The organism is Chryseobacterium defluvii, assembly GCF_014204415.1.
In the GTDB taxonomy this organism is placed as follows: domain Bacteria; phylum Bacteroidota; class Bacteroidia; order Flavobacteriales; family Weeksellaceae; genus Chryseobacterium; species Chryseobacterium defluvii_A.
In genome coordinates this window covers 441,820-454,960 of the sequence record NZ_JACHLE010000002.1, presented here as the reverse complement: position 1 = coordinate 454,960, position 13,141 = coordinate 441,820, and the positions used below count along the sequence as shown (strand labels likewise).

General features: G+C 38.4%; 15 protein-coding genes. 10 read left to right on the top strand and 5 right to left on the bottom strand.

Features of this window, described 5'->3' with window-relative positions; translation table 11 throughout:
- The first annotated feature begins 230 nt into the window (after window positions 1–230).
- From HNP38_RS10495 to HNP38_RS10475, 5 genes are all read left to right on the top strand, one after another.
- Window positions 231–491: a hypothetical protein gene (locus tag HNP38_RS10495; protein ID WP_184189038.1), complete on the top strand. Its 261-nt coding sequence runs from the start codon at window positions 231–233 to the stop codon at window positions 489–491.
- A gap of 64 nt (window positions 492–555) precedes the next feature.
- Complete coding sequence (locus tag HNP38_RS10490) at window positions 556–843, top strand: hypothetical protein (protein ID WP_184189035.1); 288 nt, start codon at window positions 556–558, stop codon at window positions 841–843.
- A 32-nt stretch (window positions 844–875) separates the two neighbouring features.
- Window positions 876–1,280: a hypothetical protein gene (locus HNP38_RS10485; RefSeq protein ID WP_184189031.1), complete on the top strand. Its 405-nt coding sequence runs from the start codon at window positions 876–878 to the stop codon at window positions 1,278–1,280.
- 98 nt (window positions 1,281–1,378) lie between these two features.
- Window positions 1,379–1,774, top strand: coding sequence for a hypothetical protein (locus HNP38_RS10480; protein ID WP_184189028.1), 396 nt, complete (start codon window positions 1,379–1,381; stop codon window positions 1,772–1,774).
- On the top strand, window positions 1,752–2,153 hold the full coding sequence (locus HNP38_RS10475; RefSeq protein WP_184189025.1) for a hypothetical protein: 402 nt from the start codon (window positions 1,752–1,754) through the stop codon (window positions 2,151–2,153). Before HNP38_RS10480 ends, HNP38_RS10475 begins: the two co-directional genes overlap by 23 nt.
- Before the next feature lie 302 nt (window positions 2,154–2,455).
- Here the strand turns inward: HNP38_RS10475 and pepT are convergent, their stop codons facing one another.
- A complete protein-coding gene (pepT, locus tag HNP38_RS10470; RefSeq protein ID WP_184189022.1) occupies window positions 2,456–3,703 on the bottom strand; it encodes a peptidase T in 1,248 nt (415 codons plus the stop codon).
- A 234-nt stretch (window positions 3,704–3,937) separates the two neighbouring features.
- Here pepT and HNP38_RS10465 point away from each other — a divergent pair, with 234 nt between their 5' ends.
- The 4 genes from HNP38_RS10465 (at window position 3,938) to HNP38_RS10450 (ending at window position 6,716) form a co-directional block, all read left to right on the top strand.
- Entirely contained in the window at window positions 3,938–4,369 is a 432-nt protein-coding gene (locus tag HNP38_RS10465) for a transposase (RefSeq protein ID WP_184189019.1), read from the top strand.
- Window positions 4,344–4,715, top strand: coding sequence for a helix-turn-helix domain-containing protein (locus HNP38_RS10460; protein ID WP_184189016.1), 372 nt, complete (start codon window positions 4,344–4,346; stop codon window positions 4,713–4,715). Before HNP38_RS10465 ends, HNP38_RS10460 begins: the two co-directional genes overlap by 26 nt.
- Before the next feature lie 294 nt (window positions 4,716–5,009).
- Window positions 5,010–5,858 carry a hydroxymethylglutaryl-CoA lyase gene (locus HNP38_RS10455; protein WP_184189014.1) on the top strand — a complete coding sequence of 283 codons (849 nt, stop codon included), beginning with the start codon at window positions 5,010–5,012 and terminating at the stop codon, window positions 5,856–5,858.
- A gap of 9 nt (window positions 5,859–5,867) precedes the next feature.
- The gene (locus HNP38_RS10450) at window positions 5,868–6,716 is read left to right on the top strand and encodes a sulfurtransferase (protein ID WP_228461033.1); all 849 of its coding nucleotides are present in this window, start codon (window positions 5,868–5,870) and stop codon (window positions 6,714–6,716) included.
- Window positions 6,717–6,799: 83 nt separating this feature from the next.
- Here HNP38_RS10450 and HNP38_RS10445 read toward each other — a convergent pair whose 3' ends face one another.
- The 4 genes from HNP38_RS10445 to HNP38_RS10430 are packed head-to-tail and all read right to left on the bottom strand — an operon-like array spanning window position 6,800 to window position 8,700.
- Window positions 6,800–7,126, bottom strand: coding sequence for an SUF system Fe-S cluster assembly protein (locus HNP38_RS10445; protein WP_184189008.1), 327 nt, complete (start codon window positions 7,124–7,126; stop codon window positions 6,800–6,802).
- 3 nt (window positions 7,127–7,129) lie between these two features.
- Window positions 7,130–7,834 (bottom strand): 3'-5' exonuclease, encoded by a 705-nt coding sequence (locus HNP38_RS10440; protein WP_184189005.1) that lies wholly within the window; start codon window positions 7,832–7,834, stop codon window positions 7,130–7,132.
- A 15-nt stretch (window positions 7,835–7,849) separates the two neighbouring features.
- On the bottom strand, window positions 7,850–8,191 hold the full coding sequence (locus tag HNP38_RS10435) for a tRNA-binding protein (protein ID WP_184189002.1): 342 nt from the start codon (window positions 8,189–8,191) through the stop codon (window positions 7,850–7,852).
- Complete coding sequence (locus HNP38_RS10430; protein ID WP_184188999.1) at window positions 8,188–8,700, bottom strand: hypothetical protein; 513 nt, start codon at window positions 8,698–8,700, stop codon at window positions 8,188–8,190. Before HNP38_RS10430 ends, HNP38_RS10435 begins: the two co-directional genes overlap by 4 nt.
- A gap of 397 nt (window positions 8,701–9,097) precedes the next feature.
- On the opposite strand from HNP38_RS10430, the gene HNP38_RS10425 reads away from it, so the two are divergent.
- A complete protein-coding gene (locus HNP38_RS10425; RefSeq protein WP_184188996.1) occupies window positions 9,098–13,126 on the top strand; it encodes a hypothetical protein in 4,029 nt (1,342 codons plus the stop codon).
- Window positions 13,127–13,141 lie beyond the last annotated feature (15 nt).

Below are 13,141 nucleotides of genomic sequence, written 5' to 3'. Positions count from 1 at the left end.
CAGCTTCTTCAGACAGAATATCAGGACAAAATAGACGATACAGATAATTGTATTCTGCTTGTTTCGATGTTATAAAAAAGAACAGGTACTAGGCGGAAATTAGCATATAATCTTTCAGCAACATTACGAGGTATCACGTTTTTAATGAGAAACTTTAGTACAGAAGGATTTGAGCTATTGAAAGAAAATTTTAATAAATTGGGATGTTCCCTTGAAATACCAGAATAGATATGATAGGAATATTAATAATAACAATCATGGTAGCCTGTACATATTTTATGATCAGTAGAAAAATAGAATGGTATAAGACGGCCAGTATAATCTCTGCTATGTTTTTTGGTTTGCTGGGGATAGGGAAAATATTTGAATTGATGATTGATCCCGTTTTTATATGGTTTTACTATTTAGGATGTTTTCCTTTTGCCGTATTACTCCTGGCAGGAGGTGTCGTATGGCTGGATAAGGTATTGGAAGATCCCGAAGCAAAATAAAAATGAGACACAATGAGTTATGATAGCAATGATATCGTAACTTTTAGAATTAATAATTAAGAAAATGGACGAATATTTGAAAGAACATATTTTTGTAAAATTTGTTACGTTCTTCATCCTTGGAGTCTGTTTATTGGTAGTGATGTACCTATTCTCCAAATCATACAGTAAAAAAGAACTGGAACCAAGACCGGAAAATAATTTGAAGCGAATGAGCTATTGGCGTTCCTTATGCGGAATGGGATTGGGTGTAGTGATTATCGTGATGTCATTTTATATGCTATACGAAGACCTTACTAATCCTGAAGAAGCCAACCGGAATAAGATTGAAAAAGTGCAGGTAAGAAAATAAATTTTACAGGCTGAATAGAAATATTAATAAAGATGGACAGGATCTTTAACGGACTCTACTATAAATTAGAAGGCGGACAAAAAGAATTATTATTTTTCAACAGCGGAAATGAGGCTTCAATTGTTTATAAGGAAGGTGAGATCATAAAAATAACCAATGAAACCATTGATCTGAAAGACTATAGCAAAATCCGGTTGTCAGAAAAAGACAAGTATGAAATAGCACATTTAAGTACAGATTATGACTGCTTATATGCAGTACTTACGGATCATATGATCATACAATTGTCAGGTTCTGCAGATGGAAGTGCCCCACAAAATATATATCTTTATGATAGAACGAATGATAGAATGACTCCGCTGGGCATTACAGAATATGAGGCAGCGAAAAGAAGGGCTTTCGACTATGAGCCTTACGATCTGGATAGCCTGATATAGAGTTGAGAAAATTTCGATCAGGAGATTATAGCATAAAATTTTCTCACAGGAAAATAAGTATAAATTACATATGATTCATTCGAATAAAAGCACATAAAATGAAATATTGTATCCTATTGTTACTGGCCTTCCTGTTAAAATGCCAGGATTATAAACCGGGTGTTAATCAAGAAAATAGAAAAGAGACCACAATAGAAGGGACGGCCCTTAATTTCAAGGAAGGAGCAAGATTACAGACAGACTCGGTGATGTATATCATCGATAGCCTTTCCGGATGGCCGGAAGAGCTTGATCATAAGAAAATGATTGTAAAAGGAATCCTGAAGACCCGTAAGTATAAAGTGGGAAAATTGGAAAAAATATCAGAAAATGATGTAATACCACCACAGGTTTCATCTATTCCAGCCAATACGGAAGTTATTGAGCACAGGCTTTTACATGCGGAATGGGAAGTTTTACCTGACAGTACAGATGACGCAATTAATAAATACTGACGGAATGATCAGCTTTAAAGTACAAGGAGAAGATATTTCGCCAGCGAGCGTCTGGTACCATTCTCAAAAGATTAATAAAACAGATAGCTGTTATTATGAGATTGAAATACTTAATGAACGGGATTTGATACGATCTCTGGAAAGCTCTTTTGGAATTGGGATCAATGACAAACTGTTTTCAGAAAAGATGCTTAAAGCCGATGAAAGCCATTTTAATATAGTAACCATGATCATCCGCTTTTTAATAAAGGATAAAAATTACCCCAGAGAAGATATTCAATGGGTTTTCAATACGGTAGAAAAGGTGTTCATTGAGGGAGACAAGCTGAAAATATCCGGGATTGCTTCAAAATATATACCTGATGATCCGGACAGATAAGTGCTATAACAAAATTTAAAGTAGAGAAAAAGAGGCTTCGAACAGAAAGTTAAATATAAAATAATGTATATCGTAGAATTTATCCTTATACAGATATTCTGTATAGTTTACTTAAGATACCTGTTCAAAAATAAAACAACACCGGGATCTGTTTCCGCATATGGGGCAATTATACTATTAGAGCTGTTGTCCCTATACAATTTGTGGGAGTATCGCTCGGTTTTGGAAAAAGTATTTTCTTATATTTTTAAGTAAAAAACCACCGCTTTCGGTGGTTTTTGTTAATATCAATAGATCAGATTCTAAGCCTTTACAATATTCAAGATCACCTCAACAGCCTTCTCCATACTCTCCAGTGCCACATACTCATAAGGCCCGTGGAAGTTGATCCCGCCTGCAAAAATATTGGGACACGGCAAGCCCATGTAAGACAGCTGGGCACCGTCTGTTCCGCCCCTTATCGCTTTTATCTTAGGTTCAATGCCAACTTCCTTCATAGCCTGTGCCGCAAGATCAATAATGTGCATTTTACCTTCAAACTGCTGCTTCATATTGCGGTATTGCTCTTTAATTTCAACCTCAGCAGTCCCTTCCCCGTATTTTTGGTTGAATTCAGCAATTTTTTCCTCCATGAATTTCTTTCGGCCTTCAAATTTATCCACATCGTGGTCACGGATGATATACTGAAGTTTCGCTTCCGAAATGTCGGCATGAATATCCATCAAATGATAAAAACCTTCAAATCCTTTTGTGGTGGCAGGCGTTTCATTGGGAGGAAGCATTTGTGCGAATTCTGCAGCCAGAAGTGCGGCATTTACCATTTTTCCGTAAGCATACCCCGGATGAACGCTCAGCCCGTGGATTTTTACTACGGCTCCGGCAGCATTAAAGTTCTCATATTCAAGTTCTCCTACCTCTCCGCCGTCCATCGTATACGCAAATTCTGCCCCGAATTTAGCTACATCAAATTTGTGGGCTCCCCTTCCTATCTCTTCATCCGGAGTAAATCCTACGGCAATTCTTCCGTGTTTGATTTCCGGATGCGCGATCAGATATTCAGCGGCTGTTACAATTTCCGCACAGCCTGCCTTATCATCAGCGCCAAGAAGCGTATTGCCGTCCGTAGTAATTAAAGTCTGCCCGACATATTTTTTTAAGCTTTCAAATTTTGATGGTGATAATGTGAATCCTGTTGCCCGATTTAAAACTAAGTCATTTCCGTCATAGTTTTCCCAAACCTGTGGTTTTACATTCTCCCCGCTGAAATCAGGTGAAGTGTCATAATGTGAGATAAATCCGATGACAGGCTTATCATTATTCTCAAGATTAGAAGGCACATAGCCCATAATATATCCGTTATCATCTATAGAAACATCTTCCAGCCCTATTGTTTTTAATTCTTCAGCAATGTACCGGGCAATATCCCATTGTCTGGAAGTTGACGGAGTCGTCTCACTCTCAGCATCGCTGGTTGAATAAATTTTTACATAAGCAAGAAAACGGTTCAATAACTTTTCTTTCCATAATGGGGTGAATTCTATAGTACTCATCTGATTTCATAAATTTTCACAAATATACAATGTAAATTATGAACAATTGACATTGCATCTTTTAGGGAATGCTTATGCATATGAACCATCATACCTTGAATATCTATTGTAGAGTATAGTTTTGATAATAAGTTATTTATGATACTAATATTCTCGAAATTAATAATTCCGTGAGTAGTTTGTTTGATAATGAGAAGGGCATTCTGATATTTTTGTCTGGTTAAACTTTAACCTATGATCTATAAATATATTCACATTGGTGAACTCATAAAACAGAGAAATGAAGAAATGGAAATTCCCATCAATAGGATGTGTGCTTTTCTTAATTGCAGCGAAATGGAGATCCGGGAAATGTATAAGAGTGCCTCAATGGACACCCAATTGCTGCTTCGCTGGAGCAAATTGCTGGAATATGATTTCTTCAGGGTATACACACAGCATCTGATCCTGTACGCTGTTCCTGCTAAAACAGGGTACAATAAGCCGTCTGCAATAAAATCCGGGCTTCCTGAGTTCAGGAAAAATATTTATACCAGAGAAGTTATTGATTTTATTATGGAGCTCATAGATACCCACCAGAAAACCAGGCAGCAGGTAATGGAAGAATACAGAATACCCAAAACCACTTTATACAAATGGTATGCAAAATACAAGCAAAGAGACTAAGACGGTCATCCCCGTAAAAACATTCGAAAAACCCGACTATAAAAGAATTTATAATGACATTATTACCCTGAAGTATCCCGGTAAAAGGGAAAAATGTGAACAAATATTAAAAAAAACGGATATATCGGTTTTGGATGTCATTGCACTCAACAAAATAATATTTGAGACAAAAGATCAGGAAGCTCTGAGCCTTAATCAACAGCATAGATCTTATGACAAAAAATCAATATCTGAAATTTTAGAATATCAGAAAAAACAGAATTTTACCAACTTACAGCTTTCCGCCCATTTTAAAATAAGCAGGACTACCATTGCCCGATGGAAAAAACTATATGAAGAAAATTAAAATACAAACCAGTCCGGACATGCTTTAATATTAAAAAAGGAATATTATTTACTACGACTTCCTTTTGTTTAAGCATATCAAAAAGTATCCAATATCTTAATGTTTTAAAAAATAAAAATTTAAACCTAAAATTAAAAAATTGAATATTCAGGACAGTTTATTTACAACAGCATATCAATGATTGAAATTATAAATCGTATATAAACCGCTGAAAACCAAAATAATCTTAGCTTTGGGTAAGACTCATACAAAATAGTTTAGTTTTATTATATTTGAGAAAATCAAAAGTAAAAAATGTTTCTTACCGAATGTCCGCGGGACGCAATGCAGGGTTGGGGAGAATTTATACCCACCAATAAAAAAATAGATTACATCAATTCTCTTATGGAAGTGGGGTTTGATGTATTGGACTGCCTGAGCTTTGTATCTCCGAAAGCAATTCCACAGATGGCCGATTCTGCTGAAGTTGCGGAAAATATTAATAAATCTGTGTCCGGCACAAAAGTATCTGCCATTATAGGAAATTACAGAGGAGCCGAAAAAGCACTGGAGCACCGGTCTGTAGATATTTTAGGATTCCCGTTCTCCATTTCGGAAACATTCCAGCATAGAAATACAAACAAAAGCCGGGAAGAAGCATTCGGTGAGATCATAAAAATGCTTGACCTTGTAAAAAGCGAAAACAAAGAACTGAATATTTATTTCTCAATGGCTTTCGGAAATCCTTACGGGGAAATGTGGAAATGGGAAGATGTGGATTTCTGGGCACAGAGGTTTTCTGAAATAGGCATTAAAAATATCTTACTGTCTGATACAACGGGAGTTGCAACGCCTGAAACCATTGCTCTTTTGTTTGAAAAAATACCTTCGAAATATCCGGAGATCAATTTTGGAGGGCATTTTCATAACCGGTACGAAGATTCTTATTCTAAACTGAAGGCCGCTTATGATAAAGGCTGCAGAAGATTCGACAGTGCTATTAAAGGGATCGGAGGCTGTCCGATGGCAAAAGACGATCTAGTGGGAAATATGCCTACAGAACAGGTCATTAACTTTATGAGTGTCGAAAAAATAGATCACACTCTGAATGTATTGAACTTTGAAAGCTCCTATAACAAAGCAAAGGATATTTTTCATTTTTAAATGAACAAAATGCATAGAATTTCACCCGTCATCAATGCTTCTGAACTAAAAAAGGTAATTCAAAATGAAAACCTCATCATCCTTGATGCAAGAACCGGAAAAGAGGCTCACAAAAACTATCTTGAAAGTCGTATTAAAGGAGCAAAATTTATTGATTTAGATAAAGATTTGGCCGAGATCGGGGAAAATGCCGCTTTTGGCGGGAGGCACCCTCTTCCCGGTATTGAAAAATTCATCGGAACCCTTTCAAAATTGGGAATAAAAGAAGATTCCCATATTGTGGTATATGATGATAAAAATGGCTCAAATGCTGCAGCGAGAGCCTGGTGGATGCTGAAAGCCTTCGGGCTGGCAAATGTTCAGGTTCTGGATGGCGGAATTCAGGCCGCGGAAAAAGAAAGACTGCCGTTTTCTTCAGGAGAAGAAGCTTTTTCTCCAGCAGTAATCATTAAAAGAGATCAGTGGTTTCTCCCCGTTTCGAATTTGGAAGAGGTTGAAAATGAATTAATAAACAATTCCTCCACGGTGATAGATGTAAGAGACGCTTATCGTTATAAGGGAGAATCTGAACCTATAGACCTGGTTGCCGGGCATATTCCTGGGGCTATTAATATCCCTTTCTCTGAAAACATTGATGAGAGCGGGATGTTTTTAAGCCCTGAAGCTTTAAAAGAAAAATACTCAGAATTATTAAAAAATAAGCCCCCAAATATAATTATCCATTGTGGCTCGGGAGTTACAGCCTGCCATACCATTTTAGCATTGGATTACGCAGGCTTTCAGATCCCTGCCCTGTACGTAGGCTCATGGAGCGAATGGAGCAGAAGAGAAGGAAAAGAGATTGCCAGAGAAATTTAAAATAAGTTTTGCTTTGAAAAATAAAACCCAATAAAAAAGACTGTCTTTTAAAGGCAGTCTTCGTATTTTACTTTTTTTGCTCATTAAAGCATTCCCAATTCAAATTTTGCTTCTTCGCTCATCATATCCTTATTCCAGCTCGGTTCAAAAGTAAGCTCCAGATCAACACTTTTTACATGTTCCACTCCCTGTACCTTGTCTTTTACTTCCTGAGGAAGCGTTTCGGCAACGGGACAATTAGGCGTTGTAAGAGTCATTATAATTTTTACATCGCCGTCTTCGGAGATCTGTACATCATACACCAGGCCTAATTCATAAATGTCTACCGGAATTTCAGGGTCAAATACGGTTTTAAGGGTCCTGATGATATCTTCGCCAATGTCAGCAATCTGATCGTCTGTAAATTTCATTTTTTAATCTAAATTGATATACCTTTTCAATAAATCCTCCTGACGCATGCGCCGGAAAATATTTGCCAAAGTTAAGACATCTTTTTCACAATAGTCAACTATTCTTTGCAAGTCTTTCTCTATGTAGTAAATTGATGAAACCATTGATCCGTCTATATCATCTTTAGGAGTAGGAATCCCGAAAACATGGGCAAGCAGTTCCAAAGAAACAAAACTTTTATAGTCCCCGAACTTCCATAGCTCCATCGTATCGATATGAGGGATTTCCCAGGGCTTCTTCCCAAACATCTGGAACGGGAGCGGAGGCTGCATCCCGTTGACCAGAAACCGCCTTGCGATCCAAGGAAAGTCAAACTCCTTACCATTATGGGCACAGAGAATAATATCCCGGAGCCTCGGGCTGTTGAATAATTCCCCGAATTCCTGCAGCATTTTCTTTTCGTCATGGCCTGCAAAACTTTTAATTTTTAAAGTATCGTTCTTTTCCAGCATACCAATGGTAATGCAGATGATCTTCCCGAATTCAGCCATAATCCCGGCTCTTTCCGGATAAAACTCCTCGGCAGATATCTCCTCTTTCCTTTGGAATCTGGTTTTCTTATCCCAGAGTTTCTGGTCGGTTTCAGAAAGATCATCCCACAGGGCTGCTCCCGGAACGGTCTCAATATCAAGAAATAAAATTCTTTCTAATGGAATGTTTTGTATCATATGTGTTTTTAAATTTTATCCTACGGACATACCGTTTGGGGTGGGCAAGGAAGGGGTGAGAAGAGTCACTTCTTTATCAGTTCCATATACTCCCAAAACGAGGCATTCGCTGAAGAAATTGGCAATCTGCTTCTTTGGAAAATTAACGACGGCCAGAATCTGTTTACCTATTAAATCTTCTTTTCTGTAGAGCGTCGTGATCTGGGCGGACGATTTCTTTATACCCAGGTCTCCGAAATCAATTTCCAGCTGATAAGACGGGTTTTTTGCCTTTTCAAAATCACTTACGGAAATGATGGTTCCCGTTCTTATATCTATCTTTTCAAAATCTCCCCAGCTGATCTCCGGTTTTATCATTGCGGTAATGAATTAATGAGTTGTTGTACTTCAGTTTTCTGTACAGCATATTTTTGCTGCAATTCAGAACCTTCTCCCATTCTCCTGTAATACTCCAGTGCCTTGTTTCCGAAAAACTTTTTATGAAAATCCGAAACATCGGGGATCTGTGGAAAAACCTTATGAAAAAGCATCTCATAATATGCCTGGAACTCCCTTTCATTTTTATCTTCAATAACATTTCCGGGAGCTTTCTGTCTTACATGGAGCATTTCATGAGCAACCATATTAAGGACAAGATTAAGATCAAAATCGAATAAGTTCCTTGGGATCATGACCTTCTGTGGCCCTCCCAATTCCCCTTCCGCTGTTAAAAGCATTGAATTGGACGAAAGCTCTTCCCGGAAACCAAATCCGGCAAAATTTTCGTGCTCCAAGTTAAATGACCGGATTAAATATTCTGCGGCATCTATAATCTGATCATGCTCTTTATAAGCTCCAAGATGCAAGTTGATCTGTTCAAAGTTCATTCGGAATGATGTTTTAGCAAATGTATTAAAATAATGAAATAATTGGAACCTGTCTTTTGCTTCATTTACAGGATATATCTACAGCTTTACCCATTTCTGCTTTATAAAGAAAAATTTTAAACAAAATTAATTATTTAATAAAAGCTTTATATGAATGTTCAGGATCAGGCAAATAAAATAATACAAAAAAATAATTAATACGACGAGTTCTGTCGTCATCAGCATTGATCTTTGCCTCAGAGAAAAAAAGATAATATGAGAGCAGATTTTAAAACACAGGGTGGACATCTTTTGCCGGAAACCACCTAAAAAAATAAGGCTAAAACCTGAAGACACTCTAATAAAAAGATCTTCAAAATCTTAACCTATTTAATAAAATCAAAACAAAATTACAAAAATGGCAGCAATTAATCAAAATAATAGCTCACAAACATTATTCAGATTCGCAACAATGCGTAATCCGGAATTATCAGACCCTCAAAACAAAGAAAGAAGATTTATTTTCAGGGATTATAACACCCAAAGAGGAGTCATTGACCCAAGAGTGGAAAACGGCGAATCTTTACAGAGGGTTTGCGAAACCATCGCAGGCTTAACGATAGAAACAGAACAATCTTTAAAGGAAAGAGATCCTCAATTCTACGAATTAGCTGTTTGGGTAGCCAGAAATAAAGCAGCAGCTACAAAAGAAGAATTTGATGCAAAAATTAATGACTATGCTTCACATGCGGTTCGTGCAGGTTTGGGGGAAGATACCTGGATATGGGATAACCTTATTTATCAGGTTGTGACACAGGAAGATTTCTATGCCAAGGAAATCCTTATGCAGTATCTGCACCTTAAACATATTCTTCGGGTTTATGATGGATCAGATGAGGTGGTTTATCAGGATATCATTAAAGCAAAGGTAGTCCTGCCGAAAGAGCTTTTCAGGATAGACAGCGGATCTTCAACGCCTTCCGGAGGCGCAGCGGCCAAAATGGCTAAAATGGAAGAAGAAGTTCAGGCTCCAAGGGTATTGTATAACGATAAAAACATGAAGTTTGTTGATGCAAAAATGCAGCTTCAGGAAAACCAGAATTTATCCGAAGCCCTGAATATGCTGGAAAAAGCCTATAAAAAAGAATATCAGAAAGAACATCAGCGGGCTTTGGATGCTTATGACAGAGAAGTAGATCCTGTAAGAAAGGAATATCAGCAAAAGTTAACGGAGCAGGAATATAAAAAACAATTATATATTGACAGCGGAAAAAGAGAAGAATTGGCAGGATTGCCTTATATATCCGCTCCGGAACTTCCGGAATTCAGGTTCGACTTCAGGCCGGAAGTTCAGGCTGAAGACCTGTTAAAAGATCTGAATGATGAAAATATTTCAGCTTTAAACAGAGTATTGGGTATTTCTGAAGGAAGTAATGCTTTATCACAGATTTCCACCTTTGAGGAACTTTCACAAGGGATTGCTCAGAGCAATCAGTCATTACAGCAGACGATTTTAGATAATACAGTACTGAATCAGCAGGTTTCCACATCAGTGGGAGGCGTTGTGGTGCCGGTGACGAATTCGGCAACTCCCAACGGATGGATCCCATACAGCGTGAAAACATCGGTAAAAAATAATTCCGAATGGTTCATCCAGATCATTGTTGAGAATTTTGCCCACAGGATCATGTCCGGTTCTTATGATGTAACGATCAATGGAACGCAGCTAAGCTCTAATGTTGTATTTGAACCGTCCTATGGAGTGAGCTTCCTGTTCTATAACAGTCCGGGTATTCCGGCTTCCCTTACAGCAAGGCAGAATGGCTTTATTCTGAGAGGAGAAGTAGTGCTGGAAGACGGGAAAACCTATCTTATGGATGTAACCCTTATACAGGATCCGTCAGATATCAATAATCCGTTCAAGCAAGGAGTTTTCAAAGGAAGCGGAGCATTCACCCTGAAAAAAGAAACAGGCGGAGGCAATCAGGGAGGAAGCACAGATCCCAACGGAGCATTTATCCCATCCGGCTTCGGAATGAAGAATATAGGTGTGGCGGATTACCGGAAGGTAGAGCAAAGTACCTATTGTTATGTAGAAGGAGATGTAGCCCACATCGAAAACATTATGGCAAGAGAATACAAGGAAAGGGCAACCAGAAGATTGAAGCGAAGTGAGTCCCAAACGACTAAGTCGTCAGAATCCGAAAAAGAAAAGCTTACCGATACTACTTCCACCGAAAGACATGAAATGCAGAGCGAAGTAGCTAAGATCCTTCAGGAATCCAGAGATTTTGCAGCCAATGCAGGATTCACCGCAAGCTGGGGAAGTGATGCGACCGGAAAGTATGGATTGAGTGTTGGAGCCAATTATGCCACTCACAATTCTAAAGAAGAAAGCAACAGGCAAGCTGTTACCGAAGCTAAAGATATTACTGCAAGAGCTTTGGACAGAATCGTAACCAAGGTAAAAGAAGAGCGTATTGATAAGATCCTGGAAGAATATGAGGAAAACAATAAGCATGGTTTCGATAATACTAAAGGAGACAACCATGTGGTAGGAGTTTACCGTTGGGTGGATAAAGTGGTGAAAAACCAGATCTACAACTATGGTAAACGTATGATGTTCGAATTTATGGTTCCTGAGCCGGCCAAACTGCATTCTTTAGGAATGAAAGCTTCCAAAAATGCAGAAAATCAGCTGGTAGAACCGGTAGACCCAAGAAAATCTGCTATTCACAAGATGGAAAATTTCTCTTCTTTGAGCAACGAAACGGTCTTAAGATACTGGTCCGGGATTTATAATGTGGAATTGGACGAAAGGCCGGCATACACTAAAAAAATAAGTTTCTCCTTCGCGGATAAAAACATTGGACAGGACGTGAGCGGAGTATATGGTAGATGGACCGGTGTCTATAATAATAATGATTTCAAAGTTGAAGAAGGATATTGTGCTACAAAAGTGAAAGGTACGGTGAACGTTGGCGTTGGAGCAGGTACGGGAATGCATCCGTCAAGCCGTGTGTACATCTGTGGAACTGAAACCGGAGGAAATGTTAATATGATCCTGGACAATGTTGAACAGGCGATTACCGTTTCTTCATTATTCTGGGATATCAGAGGGATCAGTGGTTCTTTGGTTGCAGATCTGATATTAACTGAAAATGCAAAAAATGCATGGCTGCAAAAAATATTCAATAAGATCATTGATGCATACAATGTGGAATTATCCAAATATGAGCAGGCTTTAGCAGATGCAAAAGCTTTAGGTGTTCAGATCAAAGGCTCAAATCCTGGTTTCTACAGGAAAATAGAAAATACAATCTTAAGAAGAAACTGTATTTCCTATATGCTAAATCAAAATCCTAATGTTGACCTTACTTTTGGGAAAAAGAGGTATTATACCAACGATGGAGCTGCAGAGGAGACATTCAATAATACAGACATCAAAGTGGATGGAAAACTGGATAAGTATGCCGCTTTTGTGAAATTTATGGAGCAGGCTTTCGAATGGGAGATCATGAGCTATTATTTCTATCCGTACTATTGGGGAGAAAGAAAATCATGGGGAGATTTATACCAATTCGACGATAATGACCCTACTTTCAGAGCATTTATGCAATCCGGGATGGCAAGGGTTATTGTTACCGTAAGACCGGGGTTTGAAGAAGCGGTAAGACATTTCATGGCAACCGGACAGATCTGGAACGGAGGAGAAGTACCTGTAATTGACGATGAATTATTCCTTTCCATTGTAGATGAAATGCGTGCTCCGAAAGGAACCAAAGAAGGAGAGCCTTGGAGAGAGAAGATCCCTACATCACTTACCATTCTGCAGGCAGATTCTATCGGCTTAAAGGTAGAAAAAGCATTGCCTTGCGCTTGTGAACCGGGAGTGAAATTTGATGATAACCTGGGGGAAATGTGTGACAGCGGCTTTGAACTGAACAATAACCAGATCGGACAACCCGCAGATCAGTGGATGGAGATCACCTTCAACAATATGGATTGGTACAGAACCGTTGCTGAAATGGATACAGCACAAGTATTTCCAAAAACATATGAATGCTTGGGAAATAGTATAACCATTGATAGAGATGCTTCGTGGTTCGGGGCACAACCTTCAACCGTTGCCTATAAAGCCCTAGCTGATGAAATCTCTTCCATTGAAGGAGTAGAGGCATCTCCAACGGGAAGCAACGGGATCACATTCAAAATCAATGTGAGCAAGATAAAGACCTTTACGTTCATAAAACCGGGAGGCGATGATTTGCACGATACCTTGAAATTCACAGTTGATCTGGGGAACTCCACTTTAAAAATGTCTACTCCGGATTATAGCAGATATGGCAATGAAAGGATTCTGGACAAAGACGGACAGGTTATTCCTCAGACAGAATATCTGGACACGGTTCCTTTAAGCAAGTTTCTGGTTCAGTCCGTAATGTAAAAATCAAATAAAATT

Bases quoted from the DNA above. Each gene is read 5' to 3' on its own strand.
- HNP38_RS10425 (WP_184188996.1), top strand. From the start codon at position 9,098: ATGGCAGCAATTAATCAAAATAATAGCTCACAAACATTATTCAGATTC.
- HNP38_RS10445 (WP_184189008.1), bottom strand. From the start codon at position 7,126: ATGAAATTTACAGACGATCAGATTGCTGACATTGGCGAAGATATCATC.
- HNP38_RS10450 (WP_228461033.1), top strand. From the start codon at position 5,868: ATGCATAGAATTTCACCCGTCATCAATGCTTCTGAACTAAAAAAGGTA.
- HNP38_RS10460 (WP_184189016.1), top strand. From the start codon at position 4,344: ATGCAAAATACAAGCAAAGAGACTAAGACGGTCATCCCCGTAAAAACA.
- HNP38_RS10480 (WP_184189028.1), top strand. From the start codon at position 1,379: ATGAAATATTGTATCCTATTGTTACTGGCCTTCCTGTTAAAATGCCAG.
- pepT (WP_184189022.1), bottom strand. From the start codon at position 3,703: ATGAGTACTATAGAATTCACCCCATTATGGAAAGAAAAGTTATTGAAC.
- HNP38_RS10495 (WP_184189038.1), top strand. From the start codon at position 231: ATGATAGGAATATTAATAATAACAATCATGGTAGCCTGTACATATTTT.
- HNP38_RS10485 (WP_184189031.1), top strand. From the start codon at position 876: ATGGACAGGATCTTTAACGGACTCTACTATAAATTAGAAGGCGGACAA.
- HNP38_RS10490 (WP_184189035.1), top strand. From the start codon at position 556: ATGGACGAATATTTGAAAGAACATATTTTTGTAAAATTTGTTACGTTC.
- HNP38_RS10455 (WP_184189014.1), top strand. From the start codon at position 5,010: ATGTTTCTTACCGAATGTCCGCGGGACGCAATGCAGGGTTGGGGAGAA.
- HNP38_RS10440 (WP_184189005.1), bottom strand. From the start codon at position 7,834: ATGATACAAAACATTCCATTAGAAAGAATTTTATTTCTTGATATTGAG.
- HNP38_RS10475 (WP_184189025.1), top strand. From the start codon at position 1,752: ATGACGCAATTAATAAATACTGACGGAATGATCAGCTTTAAAGTACAA.
- HNP38_RS10435 (WP_184189002.1), bottom strand. From the start codon at position 8,191: ATGATAAAACCGGAGATCAGCTGGGGAGATTTTGAAAAGATAGATATA.
- HNP38_RS10430 (WP_184188999.1), bottom strand. From the start codon at position 8,700: ATGAACTTTGAACAGATCAACTTGCATCTTGGAGCTTATAAAGAGCAT.
- HNP38_RS10465 (WP_184189019.1), top strand. From the start codon at position 3,938: ATGATCTATAAATATATTCACATTGGTGAACTCATAAAACAGAGAAAT.